The organism is Shinella sp. M27 (genome assembly GCF_049199905.1).
Taxonomy (GTDB): domain Bacteria; phylum Pseudomonadota; class Alphaproteobacteria; order Rhizobiales; family Rhizobiaceae; genus Shinella.
Genome location: NZ_JBLZPK010000033.1, coordinates 103,273 through 122,133, shown reverse-complemented (window position 1 = coordinate 122,133; position 18,861 = coordinate 103,273). Strand labels below are relative to the sequence as shown.

The following is an 18,861-nucleotide window of genomic DNA, read 5'->3' as shown; positions in this document are numbered from 1 at the left end:
GGCAGCGCGGTTGCTTCGGAATAGGAGCCTGACATGATTTCCAAATCTCAGATGACTTATTTGGCCGTGCGGGAGGCGGGTTTCGAGGGTACGGCACGCGGTGCGGTCGCTACCAATTCGTCAAAGGCCACGCCCCGATAGGGTTTGCTCGATTTCAGCACGATGTAGCTCGAAAGATTGCCGATCTTGGGGCCGAGCTTCAGAAGCTCGTCCGACAGCATCTGGTAGGAGGAAATGTCGGGGCAGACGAAGCGCACGAGATAGTCGATCGGTCCTGAGACTTTGGTGCATTCCACAACGAAGCGCATCTCCTCGACCATTTTTTCGAAGATCTGGAAATCCTCCAGCCCATGGCTGTTCAGCGTCACCGCGGCGATGACGTCGACATGGCGGCAGACTTTCGCAAGGTCGATGCTGGCATGGTAGCTGTTGATGATGCCGGCCTTTTCGAGGCGCTTGACGCGCTGCAGGCAAGGGCTCGGCGAGAGCCCCACATCATCGGCCAGTTCCTGGTTCGTCACGCGCGCATTGGCCTGAAGACGTGCCAGAATGCGCAAATCGATCTGATCGAGCCGGATCGACCCGTCTTCATCTTTCATTCATTCGCCCCCTGCTGCATGGACCGTGCCATGAGCCCTCCCGATGAGGGTGGCCCTACGGCCCGAAGCCATAAGGATACTGTTGGCCGGACCCTGTCAAGCTGACCCTCCGGCCAGGATTTCCTCCTCAAGCGACCCCTTGGGCGCCTCCGACAAAAACTGTTGCTGAGGACAGGGCCCGCAGCAGCAAGTGCCGGAAAAAGACCGAAATACGGCAGCACCTTTGCCGCGCCCGGCGCTACAGTTTTGGAACGTGAGGAGACATCGGAGGGGGAACGATGGCGTCATCTATCATCGAGCAGATCATGCGCAAGAAGCCGGTCGACCGGCTCGTGGCCGACACGTCGGACGCGGGCGACGGGCACGGCCATCTCGGGCGCTCGATCACTTTGTTCCAGCTGATCATGTTCGGCGTCGGGGCGACGATCGGCACGGGTATCTTTTTCGTTCTGAGCGAGCAGGTGCCGGTCGCCGGACCGGCCGTCGTTATCTCCTTCATCATCGCAGCGGTGGCGGCCGGCCTTTCGGCCCTCTGCTATGCCGAGATGAGTTCGATGATCCCGGTCTCCGGCTCGTCCTACTCTTACGCTTACGCAACGCTCGGCGAAGGCATCGCCTTCTTCGTCGCTGCCTGCCTGGTGCTGGAATACGGTATTTCGGCTGCGGCCGTCGCGGTCGGCTGGGCCGAATATGTCGAAAAGCTGCTCTTCAACCTCACCGGCATCATCCTGCCGGGCTGGATGACCAAAGGGCCGATCAGCATGGTCGACGGCGGCAATCCGTTCGCCATGGCCTTCTTCCAGGAGGGCTCCGGCCTCATCAACCTGCCGGCCGTCGTCCTCGTTGCGCTCTGCTGCATCCTGCTTCTGCGCGGTGCAAAGGAATCGGCGCGCGCCAATGCCATCATGGTGATGATCAAGCTTGCCGTGCTCACGCTTTTCATCGCGATCGCCGGCAGCGCCTTCAAAAGCGCCAACTTCACGCCCTTCTTCAACGAGAGCGGCTTCAATGGCGTGCAGGCGGCTGCGGCCTCGATCTTCTTCACCTTCGTCGGTCTCGATGCCGTCTCGACGGCGGGCGAGGAGGTGATCAATCCGCGGCGCAACCTGCCGCTCGCCATCATCTCCGCACTGGTCATCGTCACCGGCTTCTACGTACTGGTGGCGCTCGCGGCCCTCGGCGTGCAGCCGGCCAGCGCCTTCGACGGGCAGGAGGCAGGACTTGCCACCATCCTGCAGAACATCACCGGTTCCGCCTGGCCGGCCAACCTGCTTGCCGCCGGCGCCGTCATTTCGATCTTCTCGGTGACGCTGATCGTGCTCTACGGCCAGTCGCGCATCCTCTTTGCGGTCTCCCGTGACGGCCTTTTGCCCTCGATCTTCCACAAGGTCGATCCGCGCAGCATGACGCCGGTCGCCTGCACGATCATCGTCGCGATCTTCGTGTCGCTGATCGCCGCCTTCGTGCCCTCGGGCCTGCTCTGGGACCTGACGAGCATGGGCACGCTGACCGCCTTCACCGTGGTTTCGGCCGGCGTCCTGATCCTGCGCTTTACGCAGCCCGACATGCCGCGCGGCTATCGTGTGCCCTTCGGTCCGGTCCTGCCGGTGCTCTCGATCGTCGCCTGCGTCTATCTGATCTTCAAACTCTCCTGGATGGTCTATGCGATCACCGGCGTCTGGGTCGCCATCGCCGCCGTCGTCTATTTCGGCTACTCGGCCCGCAACTCGCGGCTTGAAAAGCCCGAAGGCCTCGGCGAGGCAGCAGAATGAAGATCCTCGTCGGACTTTCCGCCGACCAGGGCGGGCAGGAGGCGCTCGCGCTCGGCGCGGTGCTGGCCCGGTCGTGCAATGCCGCGCTCGTCGCCTGCACGGTGACGCCCGATACCTGGGGGCATCCTTCGCCGGCGCGTGTCGACGGCGAATATGGCAGCTTCCTGGCCCGCCACACCGCCGGCGTGCAGGCCGAGGCGAAGGCCTCGCTGCCTGCCGACGTGACGGCGGAGTTCCTCGCGATCTCCGCCTCCTCCGCCCGCGAGGGCCTGATCAAGGCGGCGTCCGACCTTGGTGCCGATTGCCTCGTGCTCGGCTCGGCGCGCGAAGCACCACTCGGCCGCTTCGGCGAGGGCGGCGTGACGACGGAACTGCTGCGTTCGGCGCATCTGCCGGTCATGGTGGCGCCGCACGGCTATTCGGCCGGGCCTGAGACCCGCATCCGCCGGCTCAGCGCCGCCTATTCGGGCTCGTCGTCCGCGCCCGAGATCGTGGCCCGCGCCGCCGCGCTCGCCCGGGACTATTCGGTGCCGCTGCGCCTCGTCACCTTCGTGGTGCGCGACAAGCAGATGTATCCGACGGGCGCCGGCTACGACGCCGAACAGTTCGTCTCCAACGTGCTGCGCGAGCAGGCGCGCGATGCGCAGGCGACACTTCTGGCCGGTGAGGACGGGCTGTCCGCCGAGATCGCCGACGGGCCGACCTTGAAGGCAGCTTTCGAGTCGCTCGATTGGCAGGATGGTGAGGTGCTCGTGCTCGGTTCCAGCAAGCTCGGGCCGCTGCTGCGCGTCTTCCTCGGCTCCAATGCCCGCAAGATCGTGCACAATTCGCCGGTGCCCTGCCTCATCCTGCCGCGCGGCGAAGAATAATCCCAAAGGGGGATTTCAGCCGCTCGGACAACTCTCGTAGAGTGCCATTTAGGATGGGGCAAAAGACGTGAAACAGCGCCCCGCCGGAGGAAGATAAATGACGACAAAGACGTTCAACCAGCCGCTCGGCGGCAATGAAATGCCCCGCTTCGGCGGCCCCGCCACCATGATGCGCCTGCCGACGCAGCCGACCGCCGAAGGGCTCGATGCCTGCTTCGTCGGCATTCCCATGGACATCGGCACGTCGAACCGGCCGGGCACGCGCTTCGGACCGCGGCAGATCCGCACCGAAAGCTGCATGATCCGCCCCTACAACATGGCCTCGCGGGCCGCCCCCTTCGAAAGCCTGCAGGTTGCCGATATCGGCGACGTGGCCATCGACACGTTCAACCTGCCGAAATGCATCGACATCATCACCGATGCCTATCGCGACATCATCAAGGACGGCTGCATCCCGCTGACGCTCGGCGGCGACCATACGCTTTCCTATCCGATCCTGCGGGCCATGGCGGAGAAATACGGTCCTGTCGGCCTGATCCATGTCGATGCCCATTCGGATATCAACGAGCACATGTTCGGCGAGCCGATCGCCCATGGCACGCCGTTCCGCCGTGCCGTCGAGGCCGGCGTGCTCGATACCAAGCGCTGCATCCAGATCGGCGTGCGCGGCACGGGTTATGCCGCCGACGATTTCGACTGGTCGCGCGAGCAGGGTTTCCGCGTCGTGCAGGTGGAGGAGTGCTGGCACAAGTCGCTAACGCCGCTGATGGAGGAAGTCCGCGCGCAGATGGGCGATCGTCCGGTCTACCTCTCCTTCGACATTGACAGTTTGGATCCGTCGATCGCACCGGGCACCGGCACGCCGGAGATCGCCGGCCTCAACACCATCCAGGCGCTGGAAATCATCCGCGGCTGCTGGGGCCTGAACCTTGTCGGCTGCGACCTCGTCGAGGTCTCTCCGCCCTACGATCCCTCCGGCAACACGGCGATCACTGCGGCGAACCTTCTCTTTGAAATGCTTTGCGTCCTCCCGGGCGTTGAGAGGCGATAACAATATGACAGACACCCGGCTCACCACAGGCGAATATCTCGTCCGTCTCCTGGAATCCTACGGCGTGGAGCTGATCTTCGGCATTCCCGGCGTGCATACGGTCGAACTCTATCGCGGCCTGCCGGCCACGAAGATCCGCCACATCACGCCGCGCCACGAGCAGGGCGCGGGCTTCATGGCCGACGGCTATGCGCGTGTGACCGGCAAGCCGGGTGTCTGCTTCATCGTCACCGGTCCGGGCATGACCAACATCGCCACCGCCATGGGCCAGGCCTATGCCGATTCCGTGCCGATGCTGGTCATCTCGGCGGTGAATTCCCGCGACCAGCTGGCCATGGGCCAGGGCCGGCTGCACGAATTGCCCTCGCAGCGCAACTTGGTCTCAGGCGTTGCCGCCTTCAGCCACACGCTGCTCGATCCCGCCCAGCTGCCCGAGGTGATGGCAAGAGCCTTCACCGTGTTCAATTCCGCCCGCCCGCGTCCCGTCCATATCGAAATCCCGCTCGACGTCATCGTCGCGGAGGCCGAGCATCTTTCGGCCGAGGCCTGGCCGCTACCCGGCCGTGCCGCCGCCGATCCAGCAGCGATCGACAAGGCTGCCGCGATCCTCAAGGGGGCCAAGCGTCCGATGATCGTCGCCGGCGGCGGCGGCGCCGATGCGGCCGCCGAGATCACGGCCATCGCCGAAAAGCTTGATGCTCCCGTCTTCATGACGATCAACGGCCGCGGTATCCTGAAACCCGGCCATGCGCTGACGCTGACGGGCAATCTCAGCATGGATCCGCTGCTGGCGGAACTCGAAGCCAGCGACGCCATCCTCGCCATCGGCACGGAGTTCGGCGAGACGGAGATGTATCCCGAGCCGAAGCCGCTGGCCTTCGGCGGTCCGTTGATCCGCATCGACATCGATCCGGCGCAGATCGTCACGGGGCTGCGCGCCGACGTGCCGATCGCCGCGGATGCGAGATTGGCTGCCAAGGCTCTCAATGCCGCCCTAGGCGAAGCGCGAAAGGCTGGAGACGGTGCCTCGCGCGCCAAAGCGGTCTGCGAGACGGTCGCTGCCGGTCTCTGGCCCGCCTGCCGCACGCATGGCCGTCTGATTGAAATCATCAGCAAGACCTTGCCGAACGCCACCGTGGCCGGTGACCAGACCGAACCGGTCTATGCGGTCAACCAGTTCTACCAGGCGCCACAGGTGCGCTCCTTCTTCAACTCGTCGACCGGCTACGGCACGCTGGGCTATGGCCTGCCGGCGGCCTTCGGCGCCAAGCTCGGCGCGCCCGACCGTCCCTCCGTCTGCCTGATCGGCGACGGTGGCCTTCAGTTTTCCGTGCAGGAGCTGGCGAGTGCGGTGGAGGCGGGCATCGCGACGGCGGTGGTGATCTGGAACAACACGAGCTACGGCGAGATCAAGGCGTTCATGGCGGAGCGCGACATCCCGCAGATCGGCGTCGATATCTTCACGCCGGATTTCGTGGGGCTTGCCAAGGCGCTCGGCTGCGAGGCGTCACGCCCGGTCTCGATTGCAGCGCTTGAGGCTGAGCTGACCGCATCGGCCACCCGCAAGGTGCCCACCGTCATCGAGATCAAAGCGGGCTCGGCGCTCGCCGATGCCTTGACGGCCTGAGGGGAGAACGACCATGCGGCATCAGCTCTTCATCGATGGCCGCTGGCAGGATCCGGTCGAGCCGGGCCGCATTCCGGTCTTCGATCCCTATCGGGGCGTCGCCTATCACGAGGTCTCCGCCGGCGGGCCGGCGGATGTGCAAAAGGCCGTGGCCGCCGCCAAGGCCGCGTTCCCCGGCTGGCGCGATGCCGGCGGCGGGGCACGGGCGCACTATCTCGGGGCAATCGCAACACGATTGCAGGCGCGTGCCGAAGAGCTGGCGCGGCTCTCCTCGCGCAACAATGGCAAGCCGATTTCAGAAGCGCGCATCGACATGGCCGATGCGGCTGCGTCCTTCGCCTATTATGCCGAGCAGGCCATCGCCTTGCAGGATCGGCAGGATGCCGATGTGGCGCTGCCCGACGACGGTTTTCACGCCCGGCTGCGTATGGAGCCCGCGGGTGTCGCAAGCCTCATCGTGCCCTGGAATTTCCCGCTGGTGACGACATCGTGGAAAGTCGCGCCGGCGCTGGCCGCCGGCTGTACGGTGGTGCTGAAACCGTCCGAAATCACTCCCGTCGTCGAACTGGAGCTCGGCGCCATCGCGGAGGAGATCGGCCTGCCGCCCGGCGTGCTCAACATCGTCACCGGCACCGGCGAGCGGGTCGGTGCGCCGATGACGACGCATCCCGACGTGGCGAAGGTCTCCTTCACCGGCTCGAATGCGGTCGGCGCACGCGTCATGGCGGCGGGCGCTCCGGGTGTCAAATCGGTCAGCCTGGAACTCGGCGGCAAGTCGCCCATCGTCGTCTTCGCCAGCGCGGATTTCGACGAGGCTCTCGAATGCGTGCTCGGCGGCATCTTCTTCAATGCCGGCCAGATGTGTTCGGCGACGTCTCGCCTTCTGGTGGAAAAATCAATTGCGTCAAAGCTAATAGACGCCATAATCGCCGGAAGCCGGGCCTTGACGCCCGGTGATCCCTTGGATGAGGGGACTGCGATCGGCCCGATCACCATGAAGGCACAGCATGACAAGGTGCTCGCCTATATCGAACGCGGCAAGGCCGAAGGCCTGAGCCTGATCACCGGCGGCGGCAAGCCGGCCGGTCTTGAGGGTTGGTTCATTGAACCGACCATCTTTACCCACGTGCCCACGACCAGCGCCCTCTGGCGCGAGGAGATTTTCGGGCCGGTGCTCTGCATCCGCACCTTCGAGACGGAAGACGAGGCCGTGGCACTTGCCAACGATTGCGATTTCGGCCTCGTCGCCACCGTTGTCAGCGGCGACGAGACGCAGGCGAACCGCGTGGCCGACGCCATCGAGGCCGGCCATGTCTGGATCAACAGCCCGCAGGCGATTTTCGTCCAGACCTCGTGGGGCGGCTTCAAGGCGAGCGGCATCGGCCGCGAACTCGGGCCCTGGGGCATGTCGTCCTATCTGGAAGTCAAACACGTCACATCACGCCTGAAACGCTAACGACGGACCGGGGGGCATGTCGAAAAAGAAGAAAGAGCGGAAGAAAGACAAGAAAAAAGAAAAGAAGCGCGACAAACGCCAGAAACATTCGACGTCATCTGAGGGGTACATCATGGAAACCATCCGCAACGTGGCCGACCTGCGCGTCGTCATGCATCGCAACGAGCGCCCGATCTATTTCATCTCCGCGACGAATTTCAACCTGATCGGCATCGACGAATGGGTGCGGAACTTCAAGTTCGTCAGCTATATCGACTGCTTCGACGGCCGCCATCCCAACGTCTTCGTCCCCTCCGAAATCCCGCATGCCGAATTCGAGAGCATCGAGGACATCAACAATTACCTTCTGCAGCACAAGGAAGTGATCGACTACATCACGAAGCGCGGCGGCCGCGCGGTCGCGACCTTCCTGATGTTCGACGAGACGACCGAGGAAATCTGCAAGGAGCTCGGCATCGAGGTCTGGTTCCCCAAGGCGAAGCTGCGCCAGCGCTGCGACAACAAGATGGAGACCGTGCGCATCGGCAACAAGGCGGGCGTGCCCTCCGTGCCGAACACGCTGGCGCCGGCCCGCACCTATGAGGAACTGCTGTCCTCGGCGAAAAAGGCCGGCATCGGCAACGACCTCGTCGTGCAGACCGCCTTCGGCGACAGCGGCCACACGACCTTCTTCATCGCCAGCGAAGAGGACTACAACCGTCATGCCGCGGAGATTTCCGCGGAAGACGAAGTCAAGATCATGAAGCGCATCAAGTGCCGCGGCGCGACCATGGAGGCCTGCACGACCGGCTCCGGCACGCTGGTCGGCCCGCTGCTCACCGAAGTCGTCGGCCAGCCGGCGCTGACGCCCTACAAGGGTGGCTGGTGCGGCAACGAGATCTTTCCGGGCGCCTTCTCCGAAAAGATCCGCGCCAAGGCGCGCGACATGGCCTATCGCTTCGGCAACCAGCTGCGCGAAGAGGGCTATCGCGGTTACTTCGACCTCGATTTCCTGATCGATGTCGAGGACAACGAGGTCTATCTCGGCGAGCTCAATCCGCGCATCTGCGGCGCAAGCTCGATGACCAACCACGCCGCCTTCGCCTATGCCGATGCGCCGCTGTTCCTGTTCCACCTCATGGAATTCTCCGGCATCGACTACAAGATCGACGTCGAAGAACTCAACAATCGGTGGGCGCGAAAAGAGTTCATCGATTCCTGGTCGCAGGTGGTCATCAAGTCGACGGAAGACCTGGTCGACATCGTCACCCATGCGCCTTCGTCGGGCATCTACCGCATGGCGTCCGATGGCAGCGTTTCTTATGACCGCTTCGACTATCACCGCCAGGCGATCGAGAGCGAGCAGGAGGCCTTCTTCCTGCGCATCACCGGTCCCGGCGATTACCGCTACGAGGGGGCCGATCTCGGCATCCTGATCACGCGCGGGCGGGTGATGGACGACGAATTCGAGCTGAACGAGCGCGCCAGCAACTGGATCAAGGGCATCAAGCGCCTATATGCCAGCAAGCCCCTCACCGAAATCCAGCGCGACGACGCGCCGGAAGCCGGTTCGTTCAAGATCCTGTAGGACGCCATGGACCTCCAGTTCGAAGCCATCGACGAAGACCGGCCCGGCCCCAAATGGCGCCGGGTGTTCGATCGTCACTGGCATGCCTATAGCCGCTGGTTCGTGCGCGACGGGGTCCGCTCGCGCCCGACCTATTTCATGAGCCTCAAGGCGCTGCGCACGCATATGCCGGAGCTGGTGCCGATCTACGAGGCGATCGTCGAGGCGGCCGGCGGCGGGGATCTCGAAGCCCGTTTCCTCTCCATGTGGTGCCCGCCCTTCTATGTCGGGGGCTGCTCGCAGGCGATCGTCACGGGGGCGGAACCGGCGCTCATCCGCAACTACGACTACAGCCCGCGCCTGCTGGAAGGCACCTGGCTCGCCTCCCGCTACAACAAGCGGGTGGTGGCGGTGGTCGATTGCCTATGGGGCGTGCTCGACGGCATCAATGAGGACGGGCTGTCGGTCTCGCTCTCCTTCGGCGGACGTACCGCCGCGGGGCAGGGGTTCGGCATCCCCGTCGTGCTGCGCTACGTGCTGGAGTTCGCCAGCAATACGGCCGAGGCCGTCGCGATGCTCCAGCGCATTCCCGTCCATATGGCCTATTCGATCGCCATCATCGACCGGTCGGGCCATCATGCGACGGTCTATGTCAATCCGGACCGGCCGGCCGAGGTGGTGGAGCGGCGCGTTAGCACCAATCACCAGCACAGCGTCGAATGGGCCCGCCACGCAGAGACCACCAAATCGGTGGAGCGTGAGGCGGCGCTGGAGAAATCGCTGGCCGGTTCGGCCGATGTCGAGAAGGTGTTGTCCAGCTTCCTGCGTCCGCCGGTCTATCAGACCTCCTACGGGCGCGGCTATGGCACGCTTTACACGGCGCTCTACCGGCCGCTCGATGCCTCGGTGGAGCTGGTCTGGCCGGGGTCGACCTGGCGGCAATCCTGCGACACTTTCGAGGAGGAGGTGCGCTACATCCGCTTCAACGACGGCGATTCCGGCGGCTTCGCACCGACCTTCAAGCAGGGTGCGGTCAGCAGTTAAAAACAAAAGGCTGGCGTCATTCCGCAAGCGACGAAGCGGAACTGCGTCAGGGTGAGGGGGAGTGTCATGAAAGTAGTTGTTCTCGGCGCCGGCGTCGTCGGCACGGCGGTGGCGTGGTATCTGTCGAAGGACGGGCATGACGTGACCGTGCTGGAGCGCCACGAGGGCGCGGCGCGCGGCACCAGCCAGAGCAATGCCGGCCTCGTCTCGCCGGGCGATTCCACCGCCTGGGCCTCGCCGGCGGCGCTCACCACCTTCATGAAGTCGCTGTTCCGCTCCGATCTCGGCATCAAGGTGCGTTTCAGCCTCGATCCGCAGTTTCTCTCATGGTGCCTGCGCTTCCTCATGCAATGCACGCAATCGCGTGCCCATGCCAATACCGAGGTCAAGCTGCGGCTCGCCTTCTATGCGCGCCAGTGCATCAACGCGATCCAGGAGGAGACCGGCATCTCCTATGACGACCGGCGCCGGGGCATCCTCTATTTCTATCGCTCGCAGCAGAGCATGGATGCCGGCGTCAAACACATGCAGTACATCGCCGACCGGGGGCTCGCCATCGAGGTGGTGGATCGCGAGCGGCTGGTGGCGCTGGAGCCGGGTCTGGCCGCGGTGAAGCACCAGCTGGCCGGTGGCGTCTATTCCTCGATGGACCAGACGGGCGATTCCTCGCTCTTCACCCGAAGCCTTGCCGAGCAGGCGCGCGTGCGCCACGGCGTCGCGTTCCGCTTCGGGACCGTCGTCACCGGCCTCGATGTTCAGGGCAATCGCGTCAAGGCGGTGCTGACCGACAAGGGGCCGGTCGCCTGCGATGCCGTCGTGCTGTCGCTTGGCCCGGAAAGTTCGTTGCTTGCCCGCAAGATCGGCATCGATGTGCCGGTCTATCCCGTAAAAGGCTATACGGCGACCTTGCCGATCGACGAGGACAAGGGGCCGACCATGGGCGGCGTCGACGAGGACCGGCTGATCGCCTATTCCCGCCTCGGCAACCGTCTGCGCCTTGCCTCCACCGCCGAATTCGCCGGATACGACCGCACGTTCAAGCCCGCCGATTTCACCAGCATGTTCAAGACGGCGCACGATCTCTTTCCCGGCGCCATCGACGAAACGAAGGTGGTGCTCTGGTCGGGCCTGCGCCCGATGATGCCGGGCTCCGTGCCGGTGCATGGCCGCGCACGCTACGAAAACCTGTTCCTCGACACCGGCCACGGCCATGTCGGCTGGACCATGGCCTGCGGCTCGGGGAAGCTCGTTGCCGACCTCGTTGCCGGCCGCAGGCCGGAGATCGATACGGCAGGCCTGCTCTACAGGAACTGAGCATTTTCAGGAAAGTGGGAACCGGTTTTCCGTCCGGAAATGCGAAAAATAGGGATTGTCATGTCCGATCCGCAAATCTCCATCGATCTCGCCCGCATCGAGCACAATGCCCGCACCGTCGTGGATCTGTGCAAATCCTCCGGCATCACGCCCTTCGGCGTCACCAAGGGCACCTGCGGCATGCCGCAGGTGGCGCGCGCGATGCTGCGCGGCGGTGTCGCGGGCATTGCCGAATCCCGCTTCGAGAACATCCGCCGCCTGCGCGACGCCGGCATCGATTGCCCGATCATGCTGCTGCGCAGCCCGCCGTTAACGCGGGTCGAGGAGCTGGTGCGCAGCGTCGATATCAGCCTGCAATCCGAACTCCAGCTGATGCGCGAGATCTCGCGTGTCGCCGAGCGGCTCGGGCGGGTGCATGACGTCATCCTGATGATCGACCTCGGCGACCTGCGCGAAGGCATCTGGCCGAACGACCTCGTGCCGACCGTCGAGGCCGTGATGGAACTGCCGGGCGTGCGCATTGCCGGCGTCGGCACGAACCTCACCTGCTTCGGTGCGATTATCCCGACGCAGGAGAATCTGACCCAGCTGGTCGGCCATGCCTATAAGGTGGAGAGCATGACCGGCCGGCCGCTCGACTGGGTCTCCGGCGGCAATTCCTCCTCGCTGCCGCTGCTTCTGGCCGGCGGCATGCCTGCCGGCGTCAACAATCTGCGCATCGGCGAGGCCATCCTGCAGGGCGGGCGCGAGACCTTCCTCACCGAGCCCTGGGAAGCGCTCGACCGCGAGGTCTTCGAGCTGACCGGCGAGCTTCTGGAGGTGAAGACGAAACCCTCCCTGCCGATCGGCCTGTCCGGCCTCGATGCCTTTGGCAATGCGCCCGTCTTCATCGACGAAGGCGACCGGTTGCGGGGCATCGCCAATATCGGCCGGGAGGACGTCATCGCCGAGGGCCTGATCCCGACGCAGCGCGGCGTGCGCGTGCTCGGCGCCTCCAGCGACCATCTGGTGCTCGATCTCACCGATGCCGATCCGCCCCTGGCCGTCGGCGAGAATGTCAGCTTCCGGATGAATTACGGCGCGCTGCTGACGGTGATGACGTCGGAATATGTGGAGAAGGTACCGATGCGGGATGTGTGCGAGAAGGGTGAGGCGAGGACCTATACAATTGAGACGGACGCCATCGGCGGCGCGCTCGTCGTCGTGCAGAACATCCCCGAGCGCATAGAGCATCTCGGTTTCGAGAAGGGAGAGGGGGACGATGCGCTGGCCCTCTCGATCTGCGCGCGTCGGCGCGATATCCTGCCCAAGGTACAGGCCTCCGGCCAAAGACATGATGCGCTCGGCCTCGTCTGGATCGATTCCGACGCGGCGATGATGCCGGATCGCGACGCGGATGCAGCGCCGCCGGAAAACGCGGTGCTGCGCCGCCTGCTCGACCGCCTGCCGCCGTTTATCGCGCCTGAAAATATCGTGCTCATCGGCCTGCGCAATGCCGCACCGGAAGAGGTGGAGGCGCTGAAGGCATCGCGCATGCGCATCTTTACGATGTCGGAGATCGATGCGCTCGGCCTGCGTCAGGCGATGCGCGAGGCTATCGCCATCGCCTCCGCCGGCACGCGCGGTTTCCACCTCTGCTATTCGCCGACGGCCACAGACATGTCCGGCTGGAGCGGCGGCATCGGCGGCATCACGGTGCGCGAGACCCATTCGGCGATGGAAATGGCGGCGCTCAGCGGCAAGTTGCGCTCGCTCAGCATTTCCGGCATTGATGCCGCGCTGCCATCGCCGATCGGCGCGGAATGCGCCAATTTCATTTTGTCGGCCTTCGGCAAAACCATTCTCTGATCACAACCATGGGAGATTTCCGATGATCAAGCGTATCAAGCCCGGCAAGCGTTTCTGCGAAGCCGTCGTCGTCAATGGCGTCGTCACCACGGCCGGCGTGACCGGCGACGGTGCCGACACGGTCGCCCAGACCCGCGACATCCTCGCCCAGATCGACGGCCTGCTGGCCGAGGCCGGCACGTCCAAGGCCAAGCTGATCAGCGCCAATATCTGGCTGCGCGACATCGCGCATTTCAGCCAGATGAACGAGGTCTGGGACCAGTGGGTCGACAAGGACAATCTGCCGGTCCGCGCCACCGTCGAGGCACGCCTTGCCGCGCCGGAACTGCTGGTCGAAATCCAGGTCACCGCGCTCGTCTGAGCTTTTTAAAGCGGGTTTCGGGGGGCGAGGCTGCACGCGCGGCCTCGCCCTTTCCGTTTAGAGCGTCTTCAGCACATCGCCGAGCGCGTCGATCAGCATATCGGCATTCTCGCGCGAGAAGACGAGCGGCGGGCGGATCTTCAGCACGTTGGCGCGCGGACCGGACGCGCTGATGAGGATGCGGCGTTCGCGCAGGCCGTTGACGATGCGGGTCGTCAGAGCGGCGTCCGGGCTTTTTACGGCGGGATCGGCGACGATCTCGACACCGATGAAAAGGCCGGAGCCGCGTACGTCACCGATGGCGTGATAGCGCCCGGAAAGCGCCTTCAGCCCCTCCATCAGATAATTGCCGACCTCAAGCGCATTCTGTTGCAGGCCGTCGATGCGGATCGTGTCGAGCACCGCCTTGCCGGCTGCCGCCGCGACCGGATTGCCGCCGAACGTGTTGAAGTAGCGGGCGCGCGGGCCGAATTCGGCGATGACCTCCGGGCGCAGCACGATGCCGGCCATCGGATAGCCGTTGCCCATCGGCTTGCCGATCGTCACCATGTCGGGCGCCACGCCATGGCGCTCGAAGCCCCACATGGTCTCGCCGGTACGGCCAAAGCCGGGCTGCACCTCGTCGGCGATGAACAGGCCGCCGGCCGCGTGAATGGCATCCACCGCCGGCTTCAAAAAGCCCTTCGGGCCGGCGAAGATACCGTCGCTGGAGAAGATCGTATCGGTGATCAGCATGGCCGGCTTGATGCCGTGGCGCTGGAGATCGGCGATCGCGGCGCGCACGTCGCGGCCGAATTTCTCCATCATGTCTTCTGGCGAATGGCGGTAGCTGTCCGGTGCGGGCACGGTGCGCACATGCGGGCCGAGCGTGACGGACTCACCGAGTGACGGCGAGAATTCGGCGACCGCGCTCGTCAGGCCGTGATAGGCGAGATCGGTGCAGATGATGCCGGTGCCGCCGGTGACGTAGCGGGCAATGCGCACGGCAAGGTCGTTCGCCTCGCTGCCCGTGCAGGTGAACATCGCCTGGCTGAGCGCCGCCGGGAAGGTCGCGGTCAGCGTCTCGGCATAGTCGACGATGCCCTCGTGCAGGTAGCGGGTGTGGGTGTTGAGCACGGCGGTCTGGCTGGTGATCGCCTCGACCACGCGCGGATGGCAATGGCCGAGCGAGGCGACGTTGTTGTAGGCGTCGAGGTATTTTTCGCCCGCGGTATCATAGAGGAAGACACCTTCGCCGCGCACCAGATGCAGCGGCTTTTCATAAAACAGGCGGTAGGCTGGTCCGAGCACCTTTTCCCGCCGCGCGATCAGCGCCTGTTCGGCGTCGCCCAGCCGTTCGAAATCCTCGCGCGAAAACGCATTCACCATCGACATGATCAGGCCTCGGTCAGGTTGGGCGCGAGCCGTTTCAGCCCGGCCGGAGTGAGATCGGCAATATTCTGCAGGCCGCGCCAGGCGGTGGCGTGGTTGCGCATGATATAGGCCCGGTTTTCCGGGAAACGCGCCGAGCGCCATTCCGCGATGATGATCGACATCGCGAGACGGCAGCGCATGAGGAGAGGGAGCAGTTCGACTTCCGGAGCCAGCAGCGGGCGTGCCGAAAGAAAACCGTCGAGGAAGGCGCCGGTGCGGGCGGTCCAGTTGTCGGTCGCCATGTGATAGGAGATGCCGACGGCGAGATCGTTGATGAGGGGCGCATGCACCATGTCACCGAAATCGATGATGCCGACGACCTTGGTCGGCTCCGCCGGATCGAGCAGGATGTTGTGCGGGTTGAAGTCGTTGTGGATGATCTGGCGGCGCTCGAGGGCTGCGATGGCCGGCAGCGACCGCTCGAATTCGGCCAGTATGGCCTCCACCTGCGTGCGCCGCTCTTCCGCGACATCGCCGACGACAGCTTGCAGATCGAGTGTGTGGGAAATGTCCCACATCAGTTTTCCTTCAGGTGGGCGGCCGTCGTAATCCTTGAGGCCGAGGCCGAGTTCGGCGAGCGCCCGGCCGACATTGCGGCTCTGCGCCTCCGAGGCCTCCGTGCGATATTGCAGCTCTCCGTCGAGGAAGGTGAGCAGGCGCATGATGCGCGGGCCATCCGATGTGGCAAGCGTGCGGCTCGGCTCGCCCGACAGCGTCGGCACCAGTCGCGGTACCGGCACGGCGGGGGCGACGGTTTCGAGATGCAGCAGGGCGCCGTCCTGGAATTCCAGCGCTGCCGGATCTTCGGCCGGGTTGGCGATCTTCAGGATGAAATCGGTGCCGTCGGCGCGCTTGAAGAGAAAGGTCTCGTCCCGCTCGCTGGAAAGCCGTTTCACCGCGCCGGTCAGCCCATAGACATCGGCGACGGCGGCCTCGGCGTCCTCGATCGCGGTCACGCTCCATGTCGCCGACATCGAGTCCGGTTTTTGGGCGGCGGGCGCTTGCTCCGTCATGCTGGCTCCGTTCTGGCGGTTTTCCGCGGTTTTGTCGAAGACGGTTTCCGGCGCTGTTGACAGCGCCCCGGCCGCCATTGCCACGGGCGTTTCTTCCCCCGAGAATGCCTGTGGCGGCGGCCCATACTTGAAACACGTCAAAAAAGATGCATCAAGTATCTTGTTACTCGATTTTGCGGACCAGTTCCATGCCCGAATTCGCGACACTGGAATATGAGAACCTCAACAGCGTGGTCTATGCCGCGCTGTGCGATGCGCTGATGCAAGGCCGTTTCCAGCCGGGCGACCGGTTGAAGATCCGCGATCTCGCCGAGCAGTTCGGCACCAGCGTCACGCCGATCCGCGATGCCATCCTGCGTCTTGCCAATGATGAAGCCATCACCTTCCGCTCGCCGCGCGACATCCGCATCGCAGGCTTGAGCGAAGCGCGTTACCGCGAAATCCGCGCCATCCGCGTGCGCCTCGAAGGGCTCGCCGCCGAGACGGCCGCACAGGTGGCGACGAGCGCCGATGTGCAGGTGCTGGAGCAAATTTTGCGGGAAAACGAGCAAGCGATTGCCGATGGCGACCGGTTGAAAGGCACGCAGCTCAACCAGGCCTTCCACTTCATGCTGCCGCAGATCGCCGGCCTGCCGGTGCTCACCACCATCCTGCGGCGGCTCTGGTTGCAGATGGGACCACACATTTCTGACGCCTATCTGGCCGGCGGCCGGGCGATGATCGATCATCACTATCCCGTCGTCGAGGCCTTGAAACGTCATGATTCGCCGGCGGCCTCCATGGCCATCGTCGATGACATCCTGCTGGGCGGAAAACCTATCCTCGACCGCATCGCGCAGGGTGAAGAACGACAGGCGCGTCGCGCCTGAGACCGTCTTGAATGAGAGGCTTGCAATTCGCGGGCCGCCGATTACGATGTATCAAGCATCAATGGAGACGCCTCCGCATGACCGAAGAACGCCGCTACATGTTGCTGACGGGAGCGAGCCGCGGCATCGGCCATGCGACGGTCAAGCTCTTCCAGTCGAAGGGCTGGCGCATCCTCACCGTTTCCCGCCAGGCCTTTTCCGAAGAATGCGCCTGGCCGTCCGCCCGCGAAAGCCACATCCAGGCCGATCTTGCCGATCTCTCGCAGATCGACCGTCTTGCCGCGACCGTGCGCGAGCGTCTGCCGAACGGCAGGCTGCATGCGCTCGTCAACAATGCCGGCATCTCGCCGAAGGGGCCGGGAAAGAGCCGCCTCGGCGTGATGGGCACGGACGCGGATGTCTGGACGCAGGTACTCAACGTCAATGTCGTTTCGACGGCGCTGATTGCCCGCGCCCTCATGCCGGAGCTCGAGGCGGCCAAAGGCTCGATCGTCAACGTCACCTCGATTGCCGGAACGCGTGTCCATCCCTTTGCCGGCGTCGCCTATGCGGCCTCCAAGGCGGCGCTCGGCTCGCTGACGCGCGAAATGGCGCATGAATTCGGCAAACGCGGCGTGCGGGCCAATGCCATCGCGCCAGGCGAAATCGAGACTTCGATCCTCTCGCCGGGGACCGATGAACTGGTGGCCGCGGAAGTGCCGATGGGACGGCTGGGCGATCCGCGCGAGGTCGCGGAGACCATCTATTTCCTGTGCACCGAGCCGTCCTCCTACATCAACGGCGCGGAAATCCACATCAACGGAGGGCAGCACGTCTGACAAGGGTCAAAAGGGGAAAAATCCCCGTTGACCAGGCATGACTGGAATGCATCAATCGGACGAACGCCCAGGGGAAAGGGCGCGACGGCCGGAGAGGCCGCCGCCGATGCCGGAAAGGCGGGGTGAGCGGTCCGCATGAGATCGTCATCGGAGCGAAGGCTCCATCACAATGAAGAAAAGGGGAGTGCCATGAAGACAATTCTGAAATCGGGTGTTCTGGCGGCCGCCGCCATCGTCCTGTCGGCCAGCATCGTCGCGCCGGTATTCGCACGCGACCTGACCGTCGTGTCCTGGGGCGGCAACTATCAGGACGCCCAGCGCAACATCTACTTCAAGCCGTTTTCCGAAAAGCTCGGCAAGCCGGTGCTCGACGAGGCCTGGGATGGCGGCATCGGTGTGATCCAGTCGAAGGTGAAGGCCGGCGCACCGAACTGGGATGCCGTGCAGGTGGAAGCCGAAGAGCTGGCGCTCGGCTGCGCCGACGGTCTCTACGAGAAGATCGACTGGGACAAGATGGGCGGCAAGGACAAGTTCCTCGACAGCGCCGTCAATGACTGCGGCGTCGGCGCCATCGTCTGGTCCACCGCGATCGCCTATGACGGCGACAAGCTGAAGGAAGGCCCGGCCTCCTGGGCGGACTTCTGGAATGTCGAAAAATTCCCCGGCAAGCGCTCGCTGCGCAAGGGCCCGAAATACACGCTGGAATTCGCGTTGCTCGCCGATGGCGTCTCGAAGGACGAGATCTACGACGTGCTCGGCACGGAAGAGGGCGTCGCCCGCGCCTTCAAGAAGCTCGACGAGCTGAAGCCGAACATCGTCTGGTGGGAATCCGGCGCGCAGCCGCTGCAGTTCCTGGCATCCGGCGAAGTTGCGATGACCTCGGCCTATAACGGCCGCATCACCGGCATCAACCGTTCGGAAGGCAAGCACTTCAAGGTCGTCTTCCCCGGCAGCATCTATGCCGTGGACAGCTGGGTCGTGCTGAAGGACGCCGAGAACAAGGACGCCGCGCAGGACTTCATCGCCTTCGCCAGCCTGCCGGAAAACCAGGCCAAGCTGCCGGAATTCGTCGCCTACGGCCTGCCGAACAAGGACGCCGCAGCGAAGGTGCCGGCGGAATTCGCCAAGGACCTGCCGACCGATCCCGCCAACATGACGGACTCGATCCCGCTCAATGTCGATTTCTGGATCGACAATGCGGAAACGCTGACGGCCCGCTTCAACGCCTGGCTCGCCCAGTAAGAACATCCGTGGTGAAGGG

General features: G+C 64.4%; 16 protein-coding genes. 13 read left to right on the top strand and 3 right to left on the bottom strand.

What is annotated here, in order from left to right; all coding sequences use genetic code 11:
* Positions 1–56: 56 nt before the first annotated feature.
* Positions 57–599 (bottom strand): Lrp/AsnC family transcriptional regulator, encoded by a 543-nt coding sequence (locus ACOZK4_RS13650; protein WP_421592343.1) that lies wholly within the window; start codon positions 597–599, stop codon positions 57–59.
* Between the two features lie 278 nt (positions 600–877).
* On the opposite strand from ACOZK4_RS13650, the gene ACOZK4_RS13645 reads away from it, so the two are divergent.
* From ACOZK4_RS13645 to ACOZK4_RS13600, 10 genes are all read left to right on the top strand, one after another.
* Positions 878–2,371 carry an APC family permease gene (locus ACOZK4_RS13645; protein WP_421592342.1) on the top strand — a complete coding sequence of 498 codons (1,494 nt, stop codon included), beginning with the start codon at positions 878–880 and terminating at the stop codon, positions 2,369–2,371.
* Positions 2,368–3,240, top strand: a complete 873-nt coding sequence (locus ACOZK4_RS13640; RefSeq protein WP_421592341.1) for a universal stress protein — start codon at positions 2,368–2,370, stop codon at positions 3,238–3,240. Before ACOZK4_RS13645 ends, ACOZK4_RS13640 begins: the two co-directional genes overlap by 4 nt.
* A gap of 97 nt (positions 3,241–3,337) precedes the next feature.
* Entirely contained in the window at positions 3,338–4,291 is a 954-nt protein-coding gene (speB, locus tag ACOZK4_RS13635) for an agmatinase (protein WP_421592340.1), read from the top strand.
* Between the two features lie 4 nt (positions 4,292–4,295).
* The gene (locus ACOZK4_RS13630; RefSeq protein ID WP_421592339.1) at positions 4,296–5,918 is read left to right on the top strand and encodes a 5-guanidino-2-oxopentanoate decarboxylase; all 1,623 of its coding nucleotides are present in this window, start codon (positions 4,296–4,298) and stop codon (positions 5,916–5,918) included.
* Positions 5,919–5,931: 13 nt separating this feature from the next.
* Entirely contained in the window at positions 5,932–7,374 is a 1,443-nt protein-coding gene (locus ACOZK4_RS13625; RefSeq protein ID WP_421592338.1) for an aldehyde dehydrogenase family protein, read from the top strand.
* A 16-nt stretch (positions 7,375–7,390) separates the two neighbouring features.
* Positions 7,391–8,941, top strand: a complete 1,551-nt coding sequence (locus ACOZK4_RS13620; RefSeq protein WP_421592337.1) for a biotin carboxylase — start codon at positions 7,391–7,393, stop codon at positions 8,939–8,941.
* Positions 8,942–8,947: 6 nt separating this feature from the next.
* Entirely contained in the window at positions 8,948–9,964 is a 1,017-nt protein-coding gene (locus ACOZK4_RS13615) for a C45 family autoproteolytic acyltransferase/hydolase (RefSeq protein WP_421592336.1), read from the top strand.
* A 66-nt stretch (positions 9,965–10,030) separates the two neighbouring features.
* A complete protein-coding gene (locus tag ACOZK4_RS13610) occupies positions 10,031–11,278 on the top strand; it encodes a D-amino acid dehydrogenase (protein WP_421592335.1) in 1,248 nt (415 codons plus the stop codon).
* Between the two features lie 60 nt (positions 11,279–11,338).
* The gene (locus tag ACOZK4_RS13605) at positions 11,339–13,126 is read left to right on the top strand and encodes an alanine racemase (RefSeq protein WP_421592334.1); all 1,788 of its coding nucleotides are present in this window, start codon (positions 11,339–11,341) and stop codon (positions 13,124–13,126) included.
* A gap of 22 nt (positions 13,127–13,148) precedes the next feature.
* Positions 13,149–13,487 carry a RidA family protein gene (locus ACOZK4_RS13600; RefSeq protein ID WP_421592333.1) on the top strand — a complete coding sequence of 113 codons (339 nt, stop codon included), beginning with the start codon at positions 13,149–13,151 and terminating at the stop codon, positions 13,485–13,487.
* 57 nt (positions 13,488–13,544) lie between these two features.
* Here the strand turns inward: ACOZK4_RS13600 and ACOZK4_RS13595 are convergent, their stop codons facing one another.
* Both ACOZK4_RS13595 and ACOZK4_RS13590 read right to left on the bottom strand, forming a co-directional pair.
* Positions 13,545–14,861, bottom strand: coding sequence for an aspartate aminotransferase family protein (locus ACOZK4_RS13595; protein WP_421592332.1), 1,317 nt, complete (start codon positions 14,859–14,861; stop codon positions 13,545–13,547).
* Between the two features lie 2 nt (positions 14,862–14,863).
* Positions 14,864–15,913 carry a phosphotransferase gene (locus ACOZK4_RS13590; protein ID WP_421592331.1) on the bottom strand — a complete coding sequence of 350 codons (1,050 nt, stop codon included), beginning with the start codon at positions 15,911–15,913 and terminating at the stop codon, positions 14,864–14,866.
* 188 nt (positions 15,914–16,101) lie between these two features.
* Here ACOZK4_RS13590 and ACOZK4_RS13585 point away from each other — a divergent pair, with 188 nt between their 5' ends.
* From ACOZK4_RS13585 to ACOZK4_RS13575, 3 genes are all read left to right on the top strand, one after another.
* The gene (locus ACOZK4_RS13585; RefSeq protein WP_117370356.1) at positions 16,102–16,782 is read left to right on the top strand and encodes a GntR family transcriptional regulator; all 681 of its coding nucleotides are present in this window, start codon (positions 16,102–16,104) and stop codon (positions 16,780–16,782) included.
* A 77-nt stretch (positions 16,783–16,859) separates the two neighbouring features.
* The gene (locus ACOZK4_RS13580; protein ID WP_117370355.1) at positions 16,860–17,600 is read left to right on the top strand and encodes an SDR family NAD(P)-dependent oxidoreductase; all 741 of its coding nucleotides are present in this window, start codon (positions 16,860–16,862) and stop codon (positions 17,598–17,600) included.
* 189 nt (positions 17,601–17,789) lie between these two features.
* Positions 17,790–18,842 carry an ABC transporter substrate-binding protein gene (locus ACOZK4_RS13575; RefSeq protein WP_421592330.1) on the top strand — a complete coding sequence of 351 codons (1,053 nt, stop codon included), beginning with the start codon at positions 17,790–17,792 and terminating at the stop codon, positions 18,840–18,842.
* Positions 18,843–18,861 lie beyond the last annotated feature (19 nt).